Origin of the sequence: Methylomonas sp. LWB, assembly GCF_001856095.1 — a bacterium.
GTDB lineage: Bacteria > Pseudomonadota > Gammaproteobacteria > Methylococcales > Methylomonadaceae > Methylomonas > Methylomonas koyamae_A.
This window is the reverse complement of sequence record NZ_MKMC01000078.1, coordinates 39,840-58,621: the sequence shown is the minus strand read 5'-3', so window position 1 is coordinate 58,621 and position 18,782 is coordinate 39,840. Positions and strand designations below refer to the sequence as shown.

Annotated in this window: 17 protein-coding genes; 9 read left to right on the top strand and 8 right to left on the bottom strand. The window is 51.5% G+C overall.

Features of this window, described 5'->3' with window-relative positions; all coding sequences use genetic code 11:
- Window positions 1–509: 509 nt before the first annotated feature.
- The 3 genes from BJL95_RS21065 to hflC all read left to right on the top strand — a co-directional run bounded on the left by BJL95_RS21065 (window position 510) and on the right by hflC (window position 3,203).
- On the top strand, window positions 510–1,133 hold the full coding sequence (locus tag BJL95_RS21065; RefSeq protein ID WP_071160611.1) for a hypothetical protein: 624 nt from the start codon (window positions 510–512) through the stop codon (window positions 1,131–1,133).
- 121 nt (window positions 1,134–1,254) lie between these two features.
- Window positions 1,255–2,253: an FtsH protease activity modulator HflK gene (gene hflK / locus BJL95_RS21060; protein ID WP_254786866.1), complete on the top strand. Its 999-nt coding sequence runs from the start codon at window positions 1,255–1,257 to the stop codon at window positions 2,251–2,253.
- Window positions 2,250–3,203: a protease modulator HflC gene (gene hflC, locus BJL95_RS21055; RefSeq protein ID WP_071160610.1), complete on the top strand. Its 954-nt coding sequence runs from the start codon at window positions 2,250–2,252 to the stop codon at window positions 3,201–3,203. Before hflK ends, hflC begins: the two co-directional genes overlap by 4 nt.
- 207 nt (window positions 3,204–3,410) lie before the next feature.
- Here hflC and BJL95_RS21050 read toward each other — a convergent pair whose 3' ends face one another.
- The 7 genes from BJL95_RS21050 to BJL95_RS21020 form a co-directional block, all read right to left on the bottom strand.
- Window positions 3,411–3,905 carry a YchJ family protein gene (locus tag BJL95_RS21050; protein ID WP_071160609.1) on the bottom strand — a complete coding sequence of 165 codons (495 nt, stop codon included), beginning with the start codon at window positions 3,903–3,905 and terminating at the stop codon, window positions 3,411–3,413.
- A 59-nt stretch (window positions 3,906–3,964) separates the two neighbouring features.
- Entirely contained in the window at window positions 3,965–5,464 is a 1,500-nt protein-coding gene (locus BJL95_RS21045) for a radical SAM protein (RefSeq protein ID WP_071160608.1), read from the bottom strand.
- A 43-nt stretch (window positions 5,465–5,507) separates the two neighbouring features.
- The gene (locus BJL95_RS21040) at window positions 5,508–7,064 is read right to left on the bottom strand and encodes a radical SAM protein (protein ID WP_071160607.1); all 1,557 of its coding nucleotides are present in this window, start codon (window positions 7,062–7,064) and stop codon (window positions 5,508–5,510) included.
- Entirely contained in the window at window positions 7,061–7,822 is a 762-nt protein-coding gene (locus BJL95_RS21035; protein WP_071160606.1) for a WecB/TagA/CpsF family glycosyltransferase, read from the bottom strand. Before BJL95_RS21035 ends, BJL95_RS21040 begins: the two co-directional genes overlap by 4 nt.
- Complete coding sequence (locus BJL95_RS21030) at window positions 7,815–8,810, bottom strand: NAD(P)-dependent oxidoreductase (RefSeq protein WP_175463768.1); 996 nt, start codon at window positions 8,808–8,810, stop codon at window positions 7,815–7,817. The genes BJL95_RS21035 and BJL95_RS21030 overlap by 8 nt, the downstream gene beginning before the upstream one ends.
- A gap of 343 nt (window positions 8,811–9,153) precedes the next feature.
- Complete coding sequence (locus BJL95_RS21025; protein WP_071160604.1) at window positions 9,154–9,768, bottom strand: PIG-L deacetylase family protein; 615 nt, start codon at window positions 9,766–9,768, stop codon at window positions 9,154–9,156.
- 19 nt (window positions 9,769–9,787) lie between these two features.
- Window positions 9,788–10,933, bottom strand: a complete 1,146-nt coding sequence (locus BJL95_RS21020; RefSeq protein ID WP_175463767.1) for a glycosyltransferase family 4 protein — start codon at window positions 10,931–10,933, stop codon at window positions 9,788–9,790.
- A gap of 98 nt (window positions 10,934–11,031) precedes the next feature.
- Between BJL95_RS21020 and BJL95_RS21015 the strand changes: the two genes are divergently transcribed.
- Both BJL95_RS21015 and BJL95_RS21010 read left to right on the top strand, forming a co-directional pair.
- Complete coding sequence (locus tag BJL95_RS21015) at window positions 11,032–12,255, top strand: M20 aminoacylase family protein (RefSeq protein WP_083386193.1); 1,224 nt, start codon at window positions 11,032–11,034, stop codon at window positions 12,253–12,255.
- 29 nt (window positions 12,256–12,284) lie between these two features.
- Entirely contained in the window at window positions 12,285–12,983 is a 699-nt protein-coding gene (locus BJL95_RS21010; RefSeq protein ID WP_071160602.1) for an SDR family oxidoreductase, read from the top strand.
- 75 nt (window positions 12,984–13,058) lie between these two features.
- Here BJL95_RS21010 and BJL95_RS21005 read toward each other — a convergent pair whose 3' ends face one another.
- Window positions 13,059–13,643 carry a hypothetical protein gene (locus BJL95_RS21005; RefSeq protein WP_071160601.1) on the bottom strand — a complete coding sequence of 195 codons (585 nt, stop codon included), beginning with the start codon at window positions 13,641–13,643 and terminating at the stop codon, window positions 13,059–13,061.
- A 510-nt stretch (window positions 13,644–14,153) separates the two neighbouring features.
- Between BJL95_RS21005 and BJL95_RS21000 the strand changes: the two genes are divergently transcribed.
- The 4 genes from BJL95_RS21000 (at window position 14,154) to BJL95_RS20990 (ending at window position 18,781) form a co-directional block, all read left to right on the top strand.
- The gene (locus BJL95_RS21000) at window positions 14,154–15,584 is read left to right on the top strand and encodes an ATP-binding cassette domain-containing protein (RefSeq protein WP_071160600.1); all 1,431 of its coding nucleotides are present in this window, start codon (window positions 14,154–14,156) and stop codon (window positions 15,582–15,584) included.
- 107 nt (window positions 15,585–15,691) lie between these two features.
- The gene (locus BJL95_RS24285; protein WP_083386192.1) at window positions 15,692–16,621 is read left to right on the top strand and encodes an ABC transporter permease; all 930 of its coding nucleotides are present in this window, start codon (window positions 15,692–15,694) and stop codon (window positions 16,619–16,621) included.
- Entirely contained in the window at window positions 16,605–17,663 is a 1,059-nt protein-coding gene (locus BJL95_RS20995; protein WP_071160599.1) for a sugar ABC transporter substrate-binding protein, read from the top strand. The genes BJL95_RS24285 and BJL95_RS20995 overlap by 17 nt, the downstream gene beginning before the upstream one ends.
- Before the next feature lie 104 nt (window positions 17,664–17,767).
- Window positions 17,768–18,781 carry a hypothetical protein gene (locus BJL95_RS20990; RefSeq protein WP_139306367.1) on the top strand — a complete coding sequence of 338 codons (1,014 nt, stop codon included), beginning with the start codon at window positions 17,768–17,770 and terminating at the stop codon, window positions 18,779–18,781.
- Window position 18,782 lies beyond the last annotated feature (1 nt).

Below are 18,782 nucleotides of genomic sequence, written 5' to 3'. Positions count from 1 at the left end.
CAGTCGGTATTCTGCGCCGGGCCGGCGGTTCGATGCGCTCGGTAAGTAAGGCGGTTTGGAGCGGGTTTCAGTTTCGCGGAACATGGGCGACCTCTGGAGTGGGTGAGCGTGCCGACATTATGCGGCGCTATCCGGTAAAGGAACGCCAAGCAAGGTAAATCCAGGTAAAGCGCTGCAAGCGTCTTGGCTATTGAATAAGCGCAGGCTCGGCCAAACTCGTTCGAAACTCGCGGTCCAGCCGACGGAGGCCCGTAGCCGGGTGCTGATCGGCTACCACTTTACTTTGAAAGTCACCGGACGCCGCAACCCGGTCCGATGTCGGAACGCTGTCAATCGCGGCTAACGCTGCTCCTACACCACTGACTTTCATTTACCGGGGCGATGCAGCGCTTTCATGATAGTTAGTTTTCAAATTCTGGGGGCGCCTGTAAGGCGGCCGGCGCGTAGCTGATAACTATGCTAGCTTTAAATGTGGTCGGCATTTTCCGGCTAATCACCTGGAGGCTGCTATGCTGCTACATTGGCGACAATTGACAAATTATTATGGCGACGAACTCAACGCGCACCTGGGGCACTTTCATACGCCCGGGCAGACAACGTATGGTTTGTTGTGCTGCCGTTTCGCCCAGGAACACACCCGTTTAATGGCCAGTCAGGGCGAGCATTCCGAGGAACGTTTGCTTCAGAGTTTACTTTGGCGCCAGATCGAGCGGACCGTGCAGGCTTGGTATAGCTTCAACACCGACGAGCGCGCCAAAGCCGTCGTAACCCTGGTATTGAACCGATCTCCCTGCCATTCACGCTGTGTCCCAGCGCTTTTCGACGCGCTCAACCATTTGCAATACAATTTCTCCAAACGTTTTTTCGACCATTGGCGCTTTATATTGGCGTGCCGCGGCGCCTACCAAGGCAAGGTTACCGACGCCGGATTTTACGAGCATTCGACGACTACCCGAGATTTACAGCGGCTGGAGGATGCCGGATGGCAGGTCTGCGTTTTGCAAACCACGACGCCGGTCGGAAACACCTTTGATCTTGGGGAAGGCTTGCCGCCTGGCGGGCAAGCCTTGTTGCAGGGTTTGATGAACGTCAAGAACGTCAGCCGGCCCAGCCTAATCCGTCTTGATGGCTGATGCCGCTAGGACTCGCGCCTTGCGGTGAGTTAGTTGCGTTATGTGCCGAGATTGATTGCATAAACCCACGGGATTAGTCGAATTCTTTCGGCGATTCCGAAATGATTATTGGAGGTCCGCCGTGAACGATGCCAAGGTGATATTCGAGCGTTTTCCCAGCGAATGGCCGGTGCCGCCGTTGGTGTTGGCAGTAGCGGCCGTGCTGCTGATCGGGGCAATGATGTCGTTCTATACGATACCGGCCGAATCCGAAGGCATCGTGCTGCGCTTTGGGCAGTATATCGATAAAGTCCCGTCCGGTTTGCACGCCAAACTGCCGTTCGGCGTCGATCAAGTGATTCCGGTGCCGACCCAGCGTCAACAAAAGCTGGAGTTCGGCTTCGCGACACCTGGTTATTCCAACCCCGATCAGGCTGGCGATCAGCCGGCGCTGGAAAAATCGATGGTGACCGGCGATCTGAATTCGGCGTTGGTCGAGTGGATTGTCCAATATCGGATTACCGATCCGGTGAAATATTTGTTCGACGTCCGCGATCCCGGCCAAACCTTGCGCGATTTGTCCGAAGCGGTGATGCGCGAGGTGGTGGGCGACCGTACCGTCGATGAAATCATTACGATAGGCCGCCAGGAAATCGAGGAAACCGTGTTAAACCGCACTCGGGAATTGGCCGACCGCTATCAACTCGGCGTGTCGATCAATCAGGTGCAATTGAAAAACGTCAACCCGCCGGTGCCGGTGCAACCGTCCTTCAACGAAGTCAATCGCGCTCAACAGGACCGGGAAAACGCGATCAATCTGGCCAACGGCGAGTACAACAAGGCCGTGCCGAGGGCGCGCGGCGAGGCCGACCAAGCGATTCGCGCCGCCGAAGGTTACCGCTTCAAGCGAATCAACGAGGCGGAAGGCGACGTTGCCGCGTTTAACCAGGTGTTGGAACAGTATCTGAAGGCGCCGGAGGTGACGCGCATCCGGATTTACCTGGAAACCTTGGGCGACATACTGCCGCAAGCGCGCCAGCAGATCATCGTCGATGACAGCGTCCAACAAATTCTGCCGATGCTGCCGTTCGCCGAGGCCAAGGCGGCGCCGGCCGCCGCGGCGAGCGAGGTGGCGCCATGATGCCGCGCGTGCTGGCGATACTGTTGGTGGTGCTGGGTTTTGTGTCGACATTTCGGGTCGATCAGACCGAGCAAGTCATCCTGACCCAATTCGGCAGTCCGGTCGGCGAGCCCATCGTCAAGCCCGGCCTGCATTTCAAATTGCCTTTCGTGCAACAAGTCAACAGTTTCGACAAACGCTATCTGGGTTGGGACGGGCCGATGGTGGAAATGTCCACCAAGGACAAGACCTATGTGCAGGTGCATACCTTCGCGCGCTGGCGTATCGCCGATCCGTTGCGCTACTACCTGCGCTTGCGCGACGAACGTAGCGCCCAGTCACGGCTGGAGGACATTCTTGGCGGCGAAACCCGCACCGCGATCGCCCGTCACGAGTTGATCGAAGTGGTGCGTTCGGACAAGGACCGCAAGCCCTTGCAGGACGAGTCCTTCACCGGGCCGTTGACCGGCGAGGGCACGTTGGGCGTGCTGCGGCCGATTCGGGTCGGCCGGGCGGCGATAGAGAAGGATGTGTTCGAGGCCGCCGCGCCGAAACTGGCCGAATTCGGCATCGAGTTGCTGGATGTGCGCTTCAAGCGCATCAACTACAACCAGCAAGTGCTGGAACGGATTCATCAACGCATGATCAGCGAGCGTTTACAAATTGCTCAGCGTTTCCGTTCGGAAGGCGAGGGCGAGGCGGCGCGGATCAAGGGTAACAAGGAACGCGACATCAACGAAATTCAGTCCGCCGCCTATAAGCTGGTGCAGCAAATTCAAGGCGAGGCGGACGCCAAGGCCACCGAAATCTATGCGAAAGCTTACGGCCAACGCCCGGAAGCGGCCGAGTTTTACAAGTTCTCGAAAACGATGGAAACCTACCGCAAGGTCATCGACGGCGATGCCAGCCTAGTGCTATCGACCGGCGGCGATTTGTACGGGCTACTGAAACGGCCGGATAAGGGGCGTTAGATTACTCGGGCAGTCCATTGTCGATATGCCCTCTATACCATCTGCTGGGTTTGCCGCTCGACCCGGCCTTTAAAAAAAGCCGTTCGTCTGTCGAAGGGCGCGCCAGCCTGAGCTTGGCCGAACTCGGCCGAACGAAATACCCGTGGTCGATTGGGCTGGGCTGATAGACAAAATCCCTCGGCTGAACCCTGCGTGCGGACGGAGGATTTAGCGGCCGCAGCAACGCTTGAATTTTTTGCCGCTGCCGCAAGCGCAGGGCGCGTTGCGGCCGGTGTCGGTCGTGATGCCGACTCGGCCGGCCGCCTTGATTTTGCCGTCCAGGTAATGCCAGCGGCCGGCGATTTTAACGAAGCGGCTGATTTCGTGCATGAAATGGTCGTTGTCGTCCTGGCGGTAAAACGCCTTGAATTCGACGATGCCCTTGGCGTCGAGCTCGCCGCCTTTCTTGGTGTCCACTATCGTCAGACTTTGCCAATTAGCGCTTTCCTTGGAGAAGTCGATGTCTGGCGGTCGGGTTTCGGTCGCCCAGGTGTCTAGCAAATAGGCGGCGTTTTGGCCGGCATAGGCGGTAAAGCGGGAGCGCATCAGCGCGGCGGCGGTTTTCGGTATTTGCCGGCCGTCATGGAAGGGTTGGCAGCAGTCGGCATAGCTCGAACCGGAGCCGCACAAGCAAGTCGAATTCTCGGTGTTCAATGGGGTCATAGCCTGATTTTACCCGAGTTTACCGGCGCCGGCCGATGTTCGATGCGTGACGCGGTGGGTCAGCCGTTGGCGCGTAGCGCGTTGCGCAATGCGTAATAGGCACCGCCGGGGTATTTGAGGATCAGTTTGAGGTTGTAGAGCAATTCCTTGGGTACCGTCAGCGAGCGCAACGCGAATATCAGCAGGCGTTTGCGCAAATAGTCCCGGTAGATAGCTTGCAGCGTCGCCGGATCGAAATCGGCGGTTTTGACTTGGTTGTACTCGGTCGCGATCGTGCCTTCGTGCCAACCCTCGTTGGCAATTTGGTCGTAGACGTCGGTGCCCGGAATCGGAATCAACGGTTGCAGCATCGGCACGACGCCGTAACGGCGGTAACGGTCCAACGCGTAATCGACCGTGGCGCGGATGTCGGCCAGGGTTTCGCCCGGAAAACCGATGATGTAAAAGGCGTGCAAGCGTAAACCCACTTGCCGGCAATAGCGCATCATGTCGTCGACCCGCGCCAAATCCAGCCGTTTACGGACGATGTCGTCCAATACCCGCTGCACGCCGGATTCGATGGCCACCGTCAGAAATTGGCAACCGGAGGCCTTGGCCCGGCGGGCCCTGTCCAGGGTCCAAGCGTCGCCGCGCACGCCGTTGGGCGTGTCCCATTTGATGCGCGGTTGGAAAGTGGACATGAAGTCTATGATTTCGTCGTAGCGGCCGGTGTCGTGGACCAGGTTGTCGTCCTCGAAATGAATGAAGTCCACGCCGTATTTGTCCACCAAGTGCCGGATATGACGGCGGGTGTATTCCGGGGAATGGGCGCGAAACTTGTAGCCCATCGTGGTTTGTATCGAACAAAACACGCATTTGTGCGGACAGCCGCGGCTGGTGAGCATGCTGATCGGCCGCTTGCCCCATTCGCGAAACCTGGGCGACAGGCCTTTGCGGGCCAATGCGAAATAACGCGGCATATCGACCAAGTCGTAGGCCGGCAGCGGCAAGCTATCCAGCGGATCGGTAAAGCCGACCGGCGCGCGCGGATTGGACCGTAGCAGTTCCAGGTCGGCTGGCGTCGCGATCACGCCTTGAATCTTCGGCGCGGTGTCGCCGCGTTGAAGCGCCAGCAATAGTTGGGTAAAACGCTCCTCGCCTTCGCCGATCACCGCGTAATCGATGGCCGGATGGGCAATGGCTTCCAGCGGAAACACCGACACATGCGGGCCGCCGATCACAACGGTGGCATTGGGCGCGGCGCGCTTGGCCAACTCGGCGAAGCGGTAGGCGCGGTCGATTTGACTGCTGAACAAGTTTGAGATGCCGATCACATCCGGTGCCGCCGCGCGGATGCGGGCTTCGATGCGCTCGTCGCTGTCGCCGAACAGCCAATAATCGGCTTCGCGCCGAAACGTCGCGCCCAGTCTGGCGTCGTAGATTTCGATCGTGCCTTGCCAGTCGCTTTCCCGCAAATACGCGGCGATCGACAACACCCCTAGCGGCGGGCTGACCGCCGGTCTAGCTTTCATGCCGTCCAAGCGGATCAATTGGTTGGGTAAGCCCAGCAATACTTTCATGGTCGAGGTTTCGCTAAGTTTTCAATGGTGGACGCCGATGCGCTTACCATCGCATCTGCCGGGCCACCGCCGACTCGGGCAGTTCCAATGAATCGCCGCCCAATAGCTGAACGGCGCGGCGGAAACGCTTGTAGACACCGCGTACACCCTGGCCGCGCGCCAAGCGCGACAAATAGCGACACTGCCGCCACAGCCAAGCCGGCTTGCCGAATTTACGCCGCAACCAACGGGTATGCGCGGTGGTGGTGAAGCGTTCCAGGTATTCGCCGGAAAACTCCGGGTAGCGGATCACGCTCATGTTGCTGCCGTCGTATTCTTCCCATTTTGCCGGCCGGAGTCGGTCTTCCTGGATCAGACGGTTGTGAAAGTCGGTGCCGGGGCAGGGGGTCGCCATGCTGAACTGTACCGAATCGATATCCAGTTGGCAGGCGAATTCGAAGGTTTGTTGCATCGAAGCCAGGGTTTCGCCGCTGAGGCCGAACACCACGGTCATGTGGGTTTTGATGCCCAGCCGGGCGGCCTTGTCGATAAGGCCGGTCAGGGGTTGCACCTTTAGCGGTTTCTTGATGGCGCGTAGAATTTCCGGGTCGGCGCTGTCGAGGCCGAATTTCAAGCCGATGCAGCCGGCGGCGGCCATCTCTTCCAGCATTTCGTCGTTCAGCGCGATCGCGTCGCCCATCGCCGACCAGGCAATGTCGAGATTGCGGCGGCGGATTTCGGCGCACAGCTCGCGCACGTGACGCTTGTTGGACGTGAAATTGTCGTCGTCGAAATAGATTTCCCGGACGCCGAAACGGTCGATCAGCCATTGCATTTCATCGACGATGCGGGCCGCGCTGAAATAGCGCTGGGCTTGATTGCGGTACAAAATTTGTATCCACGCGCAAAAGTCGCAGCGGTAAGGACAGCCCCGGCTGGTGTGCATGTAGGCGGTTGGCGTGTGTTGAAACATGCCGTCGTAATACGCCGAAATCGATGGCGCCGAGTTGCGCGGAAACAGATGGCGGGCCGGCGGCGGCAGTTGGTCGAGCGGATCGATCAGCGGCGTGGGCGGATTGGTGTGCGGGGTTTCTCCGTCCGGACGATGAGCCAAGCCGCTCACTTCGGCCAGCGCTTGACCGTCGCGCAAGGCCCGCGCCAAGTTTAAAAAAGTCTGTTCGTATTCGCCGACCAATACGAAATCGATGTGCGGGTGTAGCTTGAGCAAGTCCTCGGCGAACACGCTGACGTGGGCGCCGGCCAGTACGATCTTGGCGGCGGTGGCGGCTTTCAGTCGCTGACAAAAGTTCAGCACATCGTCGATGACCGCGGTATTGGGTTCCAGCAGGATCAGCGCTGGGTGGCTGGCGGCGGCGTCCGCGACAAACGCGTCTTCGGTCAGATTTAACGGTACGCCGTCGATAACCTCGACCTGGAAGCCGTCGCGTTCCAATAGCGCCGCGCTGTAGGCCAAGAAAAACGGAAAGGTGACGTAGCGCGGCCGTTCGTCGGCGCGCTTGAGCAACGTCAATGGAAAACGCATGCCGGACCCGAGCATGTAACGCTCCAAACCGTTGGCAAGCGGGCGTCGAAACGCCGGATTGGCTATCAATACTTTCATGACTGACACTCGCGGGTGGCTGAAAATCGATGTTTAAGCGCATGCCGCACGAACTCGGCGCCGCCGGGATGCACGCGCGGGCGGTAGTGGGGTTCCAGCACGTAGCGGTGCAGCCATTCGCAGCCGATGGCCGACAGCCAGCCCGGCGCCCGAGCCTTGTCGCCGGCATGGACGCTCAAGGTGCCGCCGCCGATGTGCCAGCAAAGCGCTTTCGGACAGGCTAATCGCGCGGCTAACAAAATCCGCTCCGATTTTGGCGATCCGGCGCCGACCAAGACGGCGTCTACCGTTGAATATGGCTGAAGCAAGGCGGGGTAGTCTTCGGCGTTTCGAAAACCGTCGATCATGCCGACGATACGCCAGGCGCCGCCAGCGTCGTTGATTGCGGCCGCCGCTCGCGGTGTTTGTTCGGGCGTGCCGCCGATCAGGACCGCGGTCATGCGTGTTTTGCTATCCTTCCAGGCCAAGGCACGGTCGAACAGACGGGTTGCAACGACGCGCGGCGGGGCCGCGCCGTAAAGCAGCCGCGAGGCCACGACGATGCCGATACCGTCTACGCAGACCCAGTCGCAGCTGTCCAGAAAGTCTCTAACCGCCGCTTCGCGCTGATATTGATTGTAGACATGGGGGTTGACGAAACCGAGCAGTTTGCCGGTTCGGCCGGGATCTTGCCGCCAGCGGCGCAAGGTTTGGTCTAGTTCGGCCAGCCCGCCGGTTTTGAAGGCTAGATCGCCAAAGCGATAAGCGGCTTCAGGCATCGATCAAGCCCGGTGCGGCGGCGGTGCCGAATTCGCCGCTGATCGCGCGATAGTGGTCGAGTATCCGGGTGAGTCCGCCGGCCAGATCGATCGTCGGCCGCCAACCGGTGTCATCGATTACTTTGCGAATGTCGGGGACTTTGTCGAACGCTTCGATGTAATGTTTGCCGTAGAGGCTGACCGGATCGACATGCACTATGTTGGCCTTCGATCCGCACAAGTGTCGAACGGTGTGCGCCAGTTGTTCGATCGAGACGATGTTGCCGGGTTGGCCGACGTTATAGATTTGGTTGTTCCGTCCCAGTGCTTGCACGTGGACAATGCCGTTGACCAAATCGTCGACATGGCAAAACGATCGAATTTGCCGGCCGTCGCCGAACACCTGGATGTCGCGGCCGGCCAGCGCGGCTTCGAAAAACTTGGGGATCACAAAGCCGATCGTCGAGCTTTGCCATTCGCCCATCGCGTTGAAGGGGCGGACGATTTTCAGCTCGAAATCGCCGTCGGCGGCCAGATTCAACAGTAGATGCTCGGCGGTGAGCTTGGCTAGCGCGTATTCCATCCGGGCGCCGCGCTTGCAGGGAACCATTTGCTCGGCTGACTCCCGGTGTTGGCCGTCTCTACCGTATACTTCCGAGGATGAAACGTACAGTAGCCGGGAACGTCCTTGCTTGGCGATTCGGCCGACCTTGGCGGCCAAATCGAGAATTTCGGTGGCGATTTTGCCGCTTTTTTCCAGTATGCCCAGCGAGCCAACCGGGCTGGCTAAATGGTAGATTTCGTCGAATTCACCGAGGTCGTCGGGTAGCGCCTGGAAATCGTGAACCACGATTTCCAGGCGCCCGATCAGATCGGAATAATCCAGCTTCGTGGAACTGAGATTGTCGACGACGAGTATCTCGGCGTCAGCCTCCAACGCCAATAGACACTTACAAAGATGATAACCGATGAAGCCGAGGCCGCCTGTCACTAAAATTCGCTTCGCCACTGGATTTCCCTCCCGAGACTGCGTTGATATGCATGGGTTTTTAGGACTTAAAGCCATGGTCTCGATGATGGCACTGGCGACCGACGGCTAATGTCTAGCAGACAATATCATTATGCCGAATTATCAACAATAGCCGCGTGGAAATAGTTTTTCGGCAGCGATTGTCCGGTTCCCTTTCCACCCCATTAGCGTAATTACTCTGACATGCTATTCGCAAGTGGACCGCCTACATCCGGCCGAACGGCATTTACCGACGCAGCGCAGTTGCTCGACCTGACAACGGCAGAAGCTCGTGATTGAGCTTTCTGTAAAGCCTTCAGCCTACAAAATGCCTGGATCAGGGTCAATCGACCATGCGTTTGACCCGAAACGCTTCGGCGTACGGTTTGCCGATGTTGGCGCCGCGTAAGCGGGCTTGGGCTTGTAAGATTTCCGGCGAACGGTGGCCGCGAATCTGCGAGGCATACAGCGCGTAGGCCGCTAATTTGTGCTCGATTTGTATTTCCCGGAAATAGTTGGGTTCGTGCGGCGCGCCGTGAAACCACAGCACGCTGTCGGGCTGCTCGAATATCAATACTTGGCGCGCAAACCAATTGGTATCGTGCGGCCGGGTCGCGACCAGGCCGGCGTCGTAGACCGCGCGATGATCCTGATTGTAGGAAGGTTCCGGCATCAAGACCGTGGTCGGTTTTAGCCGGTTGATGGCGTCTTCCGCAGGTGCTATCAAATCCTGCATCCGGTAGTGGTTGACCGGGAAATCCAGCACTTCCCAGGCAAAACCTAACACGTCGGCGGCGCGCCATAGCTCGGCGATGCGTTCCTCTCTGGATACATAGGGCCTATCCTCGGCGCCGAAATGCAGTACGAAACAGTCCGGCCCTAAAAACGAAAAGCAGCCGAGCACTTCGTCGTCGATATGCGGAGACAGGATTAGAGTTTTAGGATGGGACTCTGGCATCACCGAAAAGATCAGAAGGTTAGTGGGATGTGTTCAGGCAAGCCAGAATGCCGCCGGAAAAACGTTCGGCCATTTTTTCGATGCCGTAGGCCTCGGCGCTAGCCAGCGCGGCCTGGCGCATGCGATCGAGCCGGAACTCGGATTCAAGCAAATTGACGACCGCGTCGGCATATTGTTTTACATCATGCGGCGTGATTAAGCCGTTGTGGTTGGTTTCCAGATAAACGATTTCCGGACTGTGACTGGGAATATCGGTGGTAATCAACGGTAGACCCGCGGCGAAGGCATCCAAAATCGCCAGTCCGACCAAACCCGGACATAGAAACAACCGGGCCAGCCGGAAACACAAGGCCTTGTCGTGGCCGAACGCCGGGCCGAGGTAGTGCACGCGCGCATCGGCCGCCGCCGCTCGAAGCACCGGCGCGCGTTGACTGCCGTCGCCGACAATCAACATGTGAAAGTCCGGGCGCGCGGCTTGGATCAAGGCGATGGCCCGACAGAAAAAATCCAAGCGCTTGTCGCGGTGCAGGCCGCCGCAGTATAGGCCGACCGGGGCGTCGGCCGGAATGCCGTGCAACTGCCGAAACGCTTGTAATTGTTCGGCGGTGACCGCCGTCAGATCGGCTCGAAACCGGGTCAGATCGACGCTGTTGTTTAAGGTCGTGATCCGTGCATTGGGAATCCCGTCGGCCAGCAGATAATCGCGGGCCATGTCGGTATAAGCAAACCACCAAGTGCCGAAGCGCGTCAGACAACGCCGGATTCGTTCCTTGACCGTACGCTCGTGAATCTGCGAACGGCGGTTGTAGACCCAGAATCCCAATTTCGGTCCGCCAAGTTTCGTGGCGATGCACAACAAAAAATTCAACGGATGGCCGTTGGCGTTCAATACGATGACCAGATCGGCTGTTAACGTTTTGCCGAAGATTGCCTGGTGCAGCACGGTTTCGTTCAGCCAATAATTCTTGATCTTTACGCCGACCGGCGCCGCCAATTCCACCAAGTCGCGTTTCGCGGCTTGCTCCGGGTTGGGATTGCCGTAAACTACTTCGAGCTTGACGCCTTCCCGCGCCAGGTTTTCCGCCAACAGTTCGAATAACCTGAGCCGGTAGTGCGGCATGGTCGGGACGGCGATAACCACGTGGTAGCGGTGCGAGTCGGGCATGATCGGTAATCCGTGGCGGAGAAGCATGGGGTTCGTCGAACTGATCGGTCGAACCAATTCGACCGCAATAATAGTGCTGTTCAATAGAGTCGTAAAATATGAGCGAAAATCTTCCGCCGTTAGCCAGCACCGTTCCGGAAGGGGCGATTCCCGAGATCGTCGCTGCGTTGGACCGGATTCAGAGTTGGCGCCGCGACATTCACGCCCACCCGGAATTGTGTTTCGAGGAGAGGCGTACCGCCGAGCTGGTGGCGGCCAAGTTGAGTGAATGGGGCATTCCGGTGTATAGGGGCTTGGGTAAGACCGGCGTGGTCGGCGTAATCCAATCGGGCAGCGGCGATAGTGCGATCGGCCTGCGGGCCGACATGGATGCTCTGCCGATGCAAGAGCTCAATGGCTTTGCCCACGCCTCGCAATATCCAGGCAAGATGCACGCCTGCGGCCACGACGGCCATACCGCGATGTTGCTGGCCGCCGCGGAATATCTGGCGCGGCACCGCGATTTCGACGGCACCGTCTATCTGATTTTTCAGCCCGCCGAAGAAGGCGGCGGCGGTGCCGATGCGATGATCAAGGACGGTTTGTTCGAACGCTTTCCAATGCGGGCGGTGTTCGGCATGCACAATTGGCCGGGTTTGGCGGTCGGCGAGTTCGCGGTCGGCGCGGGTCCGGTAATGGCGTCGATGAGCCGCTTTAAAGTCGTGGTGCACGGCAAGGGCTGCCACGCGGCGATGCCGCATTTGGGGCTGGACCCGGTTCCGGTCGCTGCTCAGTTGATTACCGCCTTCCAGACCATACTGACCCGCAACGCCAACCCGCTCGACAGCGGAGTGATCTCGGTGACGATGTTAAACGCCGGCGAGGCTACCAACATCATTGCCGACCGTTGCGAACTGGCCGGTACGGTCAGGACTTTTTCCGCCGACTTGCTGGACTTGATCGAGGCGCGGATGGCGCAATTGGTCGAGCATACTTGTTTGGCCCACGGAATGACCGGCGACTTCGAATTTCAGCGGCTATATCCGGCCACGGTCAACGAACCGGAGGCGGTCGAGCAAGTCAGGCAAGTCATGATTGATATGGTCGGCGAGCGGCGGGTATTGCCGCAGGTGCCGACGATGGGCGCCGAAGATTTCGCCTTCATGTTGCAAGTCTTGCCCGGTTGTTATTGCTTTCTGGGTAACGGCGACGGCAATCATCGCAGCGCCGGTCACGGCGCGGGACCTTGCACGCTGCACAACGCCAGTTACGATTTCAACGACGACATACTTGCGCTTGGCGCCAGTTATTGGGTTAGGCTGGCGCAGGCGCAATTGGGCTGACTCTATCGCTTTTAAATTTGGGAGATTTTATGCAAACCGTGTTGATTACCGGCGCCAATCGCGGCTTGGGATTGGAGTTTTGTAAACAGTATTCGGCGGCCGGTTGGCGGGTGCTCGCGGTTTGCCGATGCCCTGACGATGCCGAGGCACTATTGACGCTGGCAGCCGATTCGGATCGAGTGAAAGTGCTGGCGGCGGAAATCGCGGACTTTGGGCAAATCGACGCGTTGGCCGCCGAACTACGTGGCACGCCGATCGATGTATTGTTGAACAATGCCGGCGTCTACGGCGACCGAAGCGGCCATGGATTCGGCAATCTGGATTATTCCACCTGGCTCGATACATTGACGATCAACACGCTGGCGCCGGTCAAATTGGCCGAGGCGCTGTTGCCCAATCTGCAAGCGGGACAGCGCAAACTGATCGTCACGGTCAGCAGTCTGATGGGCAGCATGACGGACAACACCAGCGGCGGCAGTATTTTGTACCGGTCCAGCAAGGCCGGCGTCAACGCGGCGATGAAAAGCTTGTCGATCGACTTGGCGCCGCAAGGTATCGGTGTGTTGATTCTACATCCGGGATGGGTCAGAACCGATATGGGCGGACCAAACGCATTGATCGATGCCGACGAAAGCGTTTCCGGCATGATCAACGTTATCGACGGATACACGCCGGCCCAATCCGGTAGCTTTCTGCGTTTTGGCGATGGCAAGGTCATGCCTTGGTAAGGCCGGATCAACGCCCCACAAAAAAGCCGGCTTTCGCCGGCTTTTTTGTGGGTGCGGGTGGTTTGTCGGCTGGCGTTACATGTCGCACTTGTGAGCGTCGCCGCAGCAATCCGCCATGTTACCGCCGTGGGCCGCGCAATGCTCGGTGCCGCATTGATGAGCGGCGGCGCCCTTGTGATGCGCGCAGTGCCCGGTATCGCAGGTTTTCGCGGCGGCCGAAGCGTGGTGGTCGCAATGTTCGGTATGACATTGGTGGGCCGGGGCGTTTGCGTCTTGGGCGCAGTGTTCGGCGCAGGCTTTGTCTTTTTCAGCGGGATGATCGGCGCAATGTTTGGCGCAATGTTTGGCGCAATCGTGATGAGGCGCTACATGGCTTTTGCAATGTTTGATGCAGGCTTTGTTTTTCTTGCCCTTGCTTTTGGCGCAATGAGCGATGCAGTCGTGTTCGTCGGTTGCGGCGTGGTGTTTGTCGCAATGTTTGGGTTCGACGGCGGGCGTCGGTGTTGCGACCGGCGCGGGCGCCGCCGCCTCGGTGGCCGCGGCGGGCGCTGCGACAACGGGTTGAGCGTTGGCTTCGGTGGCCGGTTTGCTGGCTTCGCAACCGGTCAATAACGTGGCCGCGGCCAAATTAACCAGCAATACGACATGGCTTATTTTCATTATTTTTTCCCTTTGGTGTGGTGTTAAAAGTGGCGACATTGTAGGCAGGGGAGGCAGAGTTGGCAAATTAAAGTATGTTATTTAACACAGTTTTATTTATGGCGGCGAAATTCCCGGTTGCGGCTACACGGTGCGGCGCGGGAACATGACGGCGTTTACTATCGCTGTTGCAGATCGTTGAAACTTCAATCCGTATGAATGTAAGTTAAAACCTTGGGTCGGTTATCTTGAAAACGCGATAAAACTTGACAGAGATGACAGCGATTGCTCAAGCTGATATAAATTGATGGATCAGTATATCTGTTAACATGTAAATCATGAACGGCACCATCACATCTGCGCTCCACAAAGAATATAAATAGGGTCGTCTATGGTTTGAGGGATAGGGACGAGGCCCATAATTATTTCCAGTTAGGGTGATCATTTGATTGTGATTTTGGTAGGGGATATATAATTTTAAATGCGCTCTATAATTAAATTAATTTTATTAACTTTGAATATGTTACGGTAATGAGTGAACATGTATTAAAATTAATCGATATATCCATTGCGTACGGTTCAAGTATTGTAATTGAGCCTTTGACATTAAAAATAAAAAAAGGAGAGTTTATTGGGCTAGTAGGTTCAAATGGTTCTGGCAAAACAAGTCTTTTAAAATCAATAGCAGGCGAAATTAATCCACACACAGGAAAAATTTTTCTGAATAATAACGAAGTTACATCTCTTTCAATTAAAGAAAGGATTGAAAATGGTATCGTTTATATACATCAATTTCCTATAGTGTTTCCTGAGTTATTTGTATGGGAAAATTTTTTTATTTGGTATTCGCTAATAAAAACAAATAATAATTCTGGTTTAGAAAGACATGAGGTTATAAATCAGCTACAGGAAAAGCTATTGAATCTAGGTCTAGAAATTCCGCTGAACAAAAGAGTCGGGGAATTATCTGAGTCGGAACAACAAATATTGGAGTTTACAAGGGTTTTTCTTTCCGAGCCAAAATTGATTCTTATTGATGAGGCAACATCAGTTTTAGATTTTAATCTTTCAAGAAAGATATTGTCTTTTTTAAAGGGTTTTTGTTTAAATGGAGGGGTGGTTATTTTTGTTACACATAGAACTAGTGAATTAATCAATATTGCAGACAAAGTATATGAAATAAAAAGTGGAGCATTACAGCCTAATTATTCTAATATCGATAATCAGTTTGATATAATTGCATGCAAAACAACACGATATAATGAAAAATTAACAATTTCTGACAATGTTGTATTTGAAGTTATTATTGATTTGGACAATAAAGCCGAGCGATTAGAATTAAAATTGTTTGAAAACGAAATTTTAGGCATAACTGGATTAGATGGAAGCAATTATGAACATTTATCTGAAAAAATATTATCCTCAATTAATAAGAAAAAGGCAGATAACTCTAAAGTATTTGAGATAGGTAAAGAGTATGCTTATTTAGGAAAGAACAGAGAAACAGATTGGGTTTTTCCCTTGCAATCAATCGATTTTAATTTATCAATAACAGATAAGAGAGTTCTATTATTAAAAAATAATAATGCAGTTTATAAGTTAATAAAGGAACTAGGCATTTCTCCGGAGGATCCTTTCAAAATTGTTGATGAACTTAGTGGCGGCAATAAATTAAAAACTGCAATTGGCCGAACATTGTCATTAAAATGTCCGGTCAATATTTTTGATGAGCCTTTTACTGGTATAGATCCAAATGCAAAAATAATGATAAAGGAAATAATAAAAACAAATGTTCGTATAAGAAAATCTTCATTTATTATTTTTTCAAAAGATTACTTTGATATGCTTGGTTTTTGTGATCGAATATTAGCAATTAAAAATAATGGGGAATATGAAATATTTGAAGGCAGTTATTTAATGAGTGTTCAAAATTTAAACATAGAGGAAGAGTTGTTTGGTTAAGGAGCTTCTGATTAATTCGCAACCTCAAATTTCAATAACAATTAAATCAGTGGCTTGCACATCAACTTGTCTTGAAAAACTCAATTAATCTGAGGTTCCTTAAGCTTATGTATATAAAAGAAAACTTATCTCTAATTGTGATAACTTTAATTTGTTGCTTTTTTTCGATATATGAGCCATTAATATTTGAGTTTAATAACATTTCAAATATTCTTAAACAAGCCTCTTTAATCGCAATATTTTCAATTGCTCAAAGTGTTGTCTTAATTACAAAAGGGCTTGACTTATCTCAAGGAGGCATCATTACAGTTGTTTCTGTTTCTGTTGCGTTGTTGAGTAGTCAGCTTAATATTCCAGTTGCAATTGGAATAGGGTTATTAATTGGCGGACTTATAGGTTTTTTCAATGGCATGATAATATCGAACTTTAAAGTATCTCCATTTGTAGTCACATTGGGAGTGGGTACTCTTTTTCAGGGGGTTGCTTTAGTCTTAAGTCAGGGGCAACCTATTTATCAAGTACCTGAGGGATTTTCATATATCGGATGGAATGAAACATTAAGAGTTCCAGATATTGTGTATGTTTTAGCAGTAGTATCTATATGCTTAAATTTTTACTTATCTAATATAATTTACGGCCGATATTTATTTGCAATTGGCAGTAATGAAAGAGCTTCATACTTATCTGGTATCAATATAACTAAGCACAAAGTAATTGCTTACACAATTTGTGGCTTAATCACTTCATTAGGTGCTATGATATTAGCCTCAAGAATTAATAGCGGTCATCCAGTAGAAGGAGTTAACACTGCACTTCAATCAGTTGCAGCATGTGTAATTGGTGGTGTAAGTTTATTTGGTGGAAAAGGCAAAGTCTTAGGTGTAATTTTAGGCTCCCTGCTACTTGCATTTATTTCTAACTCTTTGAATATTATAAATGTATCATCCTATTATCAGCAGATAATGGTCGGCATAATAATTATATTTGCTGTAATTATAGATAAATTAAAATCGAGGACTTATGAAGAAAGCATATAAATATTTAGTTGTCATTGCAATAATTATAATTTCAAGCTTAGCGTCTTATTTTGTAAATATCCAAGAGAAACCTAGGGAGTTAAGTGTTAATGAGATAAGCAAATTAATACAAAAAGAAGATGTAATTAATGTAATGCCAAAGCCAAATAAGAAATATAAGGTAGGCGTTCTTTTTCCAATGCTAGCAGCACCATTTTGGGTAAATGAGTCTTATGGAGTATTAGATCAAGCAAAAAAAATGGGTGTTGATGTTATTTGGTATTCTGCTGATGGATACACAAATGTTGATAAACAAAATTCACAAATTGAAAATCTTATTTCTCAAAAGGTAGATGCAATTCTAATTGCACCAACAAGTTTAACAGGTAACACACCAGCTATAGAAAAAGCTATATTAAATGGAATTAAAATATTTGTACATGTAACAGGAAGTTCTGCAAAGGGTATTTCAGGCGCAGTAATAGCCGATGACTACGAAATTGGTCAAAAACAAGCTGAGTTCGTTGCCAAAGCGTTAAATGGTTCCGGTAAAGTTATTATGCTGACTGGCCCTTCTGGTGCAGAATGGGCGATAAACAGAGCTAAGGCTTATAAAAAGTATTTAGCTGATTATGCCAAGAATATAGTGATTGTTGCTGAGCGTACAGGTGAACCTGAGAGAGTGTCATCTCAGAAAGCCATTGAAGATTTGCTTATAAAGTTTAATGATGTAGACGCAATTTATACAGCTGCCGATGGTATGGCAATTGGTGTTACTGAAGTACTGAATAGATCAAAGCCTTCTAAGGACGTTATTTTGACAACAGCATCTTTCTCTAAAGAATCTGTTCCATATATTTTGAACGGAAAAATAAGTTTAAATGTTGATGAAAGTCCTGTTTTACAAGGTAGAACGGCGATGAATGCATTAGTTTATGTTCTAGAAGGGTACACTGTTCCAAATACAATTGTCGTACCGGTGCCTGGAATCGATAAAACCGAATTAGAAAAAATAGACTTGACTCAAACATGGGCTCCTGAAGGGTATTCTTTAACAAATTAATTGAATAATATTTCACTATGTTAAACAACGGTTTAATTGGTTCATTAATATTATTATTTCTTGTACTTGTAATGTCCCTTTTTTTAATAAAAGGCCATTCAACATTGAAGAAATTTATAAGAGGCCTTACGTTAGCAGTCGCAGTTTACGGATTACCTAAAATTGTTGCAATACTTATAATAAATTCAGATCCTGGACATGCGTCTGTAATTAAAGATGAGTTTCTATATGAAATTATTACATTTGCATTTGGTGCGGTTTTTGGTTGGTTTGTTTTCGTATACGAGTATCTAGAAGAGTTTAAAGCTGAAGTAGAAGACAAAATAAACAAATTTATGAGTACTTTAACTTCGGAGCTAACTAAGCGACTAGAAACAGATACTACAATAATGAGAATTCCATTTAACGGCACTGAATCTCATAGGTATTTAGATACTATTCTGGACTTACAAAAAAAAGTAAATGAAACCAATACTAGAAAAGAAGCAATTTCTTTTGCCTTTAATATAATTAGGAATGGTACAATTGGTTTGAAAGATTTTTTTAATTACAATGGAGAAGGTGGTTTATATAAAATAAATGATGCTATTCAGCTATATAAAGAATTATCAGAATCGGCGAATTCTCTTTCTATAATAGAGCCTGAGTGCATAGATGATTATGAAAAAATTTACTCAAATGACTATATTTCATTCATTGAAAGCGACAAGCTAAAAAATATTAGTAAGAAATATATTTTTTTAACGAATGACAAAAACAATAATAAAACAGTATCTTGGTTAAAGAAATATGATTTTGATATTAAATTCAAACCCACTAAAGGAGTTTCTGCTGACAGAAGTGATAAAAAATGGTCTAAGTATTCGCATTTATTGTTCGATTTTGCTGATTTCTATGTAACGTGCTCTGTTCTACCATTGTTCACAGATAGTATTATTGATGTTGAAGACCTGTCTTCTGGTTCTTCTGTAAAACAACAGTCTTCTATTAAGCAAAAATTCAGAAGTGCGGAATATGTCTATTTGGCCTTTAGATTGATCAATATCAATGAAAAGGCCGCTTCAAATGGGGATACATGGTTTAATAAATTAGTTAATTATCACAAAGAAACATTATAGT

Coding starts and splice junctions, on each gene's coding strand:
- BJL95_RS21065 (WP_071160611.1), top strand. CDS start 510: ATGCTGCTACATTGGCGACAATTGACAAATTATTATGGCGACGAACTC.
- hflC (WP_071160610.1), top strand. CDS start 2,250: ATGATGCCGCGCGTGCTGGCGATACTGTTGGTGGTGCTGGGTTTTGTG.
- BJL95_RS21050 (WP_071160609.1), bottom strand. CDS start 3,905: ATGACCCCATTGAACACCGAGAATTCGACTTGCTTGTGCGGCTCCGGT.
- BJL95_RS21045 (WP_071160608.1), bottom strand. CDS start 5,464: ATGAAAGTATTGCTGGGCTTACCCAACCAATTGATCCGCTTGGACGGC.
- BJL95_RS21040 (WP_071160607.1), bottom strand. CDS start 7,064: ATGAAAGTATTGATAGCCAATCCGGCGTTTCGACGCCCGCTTGCCAAC.
- BJL95_RS21035 (WP_071160606.1), bottom strand. CDS start 7,822: ATGCCTGAAGCCGCTTATCGCTTTGGCGATCTAGCCTTCAAAACCGGC.
- BJL95_RS21025 (WP_071160604.1), bottom strand. CDS start 9,768: ATGCCAGAGTCCCATCCTAAAACTCTAATCCTGTCTCCGCATATCGAC.
- BJL95_RS21020 (WP_175463767.1), bottom strand. CDS start 10,933: ATGCCCGACTCGCACCGCTACCACGTGGTTATCGCCGTCCCGACCATG.
- BJL95_RS21015 (WP_083386193.1), top strand. CDS start 11,032: ATGAGCGAAAATCTTCCGCCGTTAGCCAGCACCGTTCCGGAAGGGGCG.
- BJL95_RS21010 (WP_071160602.1), top strand. CDS start 12,285: ATGCAAACCGTGTTGATTACCGGCGCCAATCGCGGCTTGGGATTGGAG.
- BJL95_RS21005 (WP_071160601.1), bottom strand. CDS start 13,643: ATGAAAATAAGCCATGTCGTATTGCTGGTTAATTTGGCCGCGGCCACG.
- BJL95_RS21000 (WP_071160600.1), top strand. CDS start 14,154: ATGAGTGAACATGTATTAAAATTAATCGATATATCCATTGCGTACGGT.
- BJL95_RS24285 (WP_083386192.1), top strand. CDS start 15,692: ATGTATATAAAAGAAAACTTATCTCTAATTGTGATAACTTTAATTTGT.
- BJL95_RS20995 (WP_071160599.1), top strand. CDS start 16,605: ATGAAGAAAGCATATAAATATTTAGTTGTCATTGCAATAATTATAATT.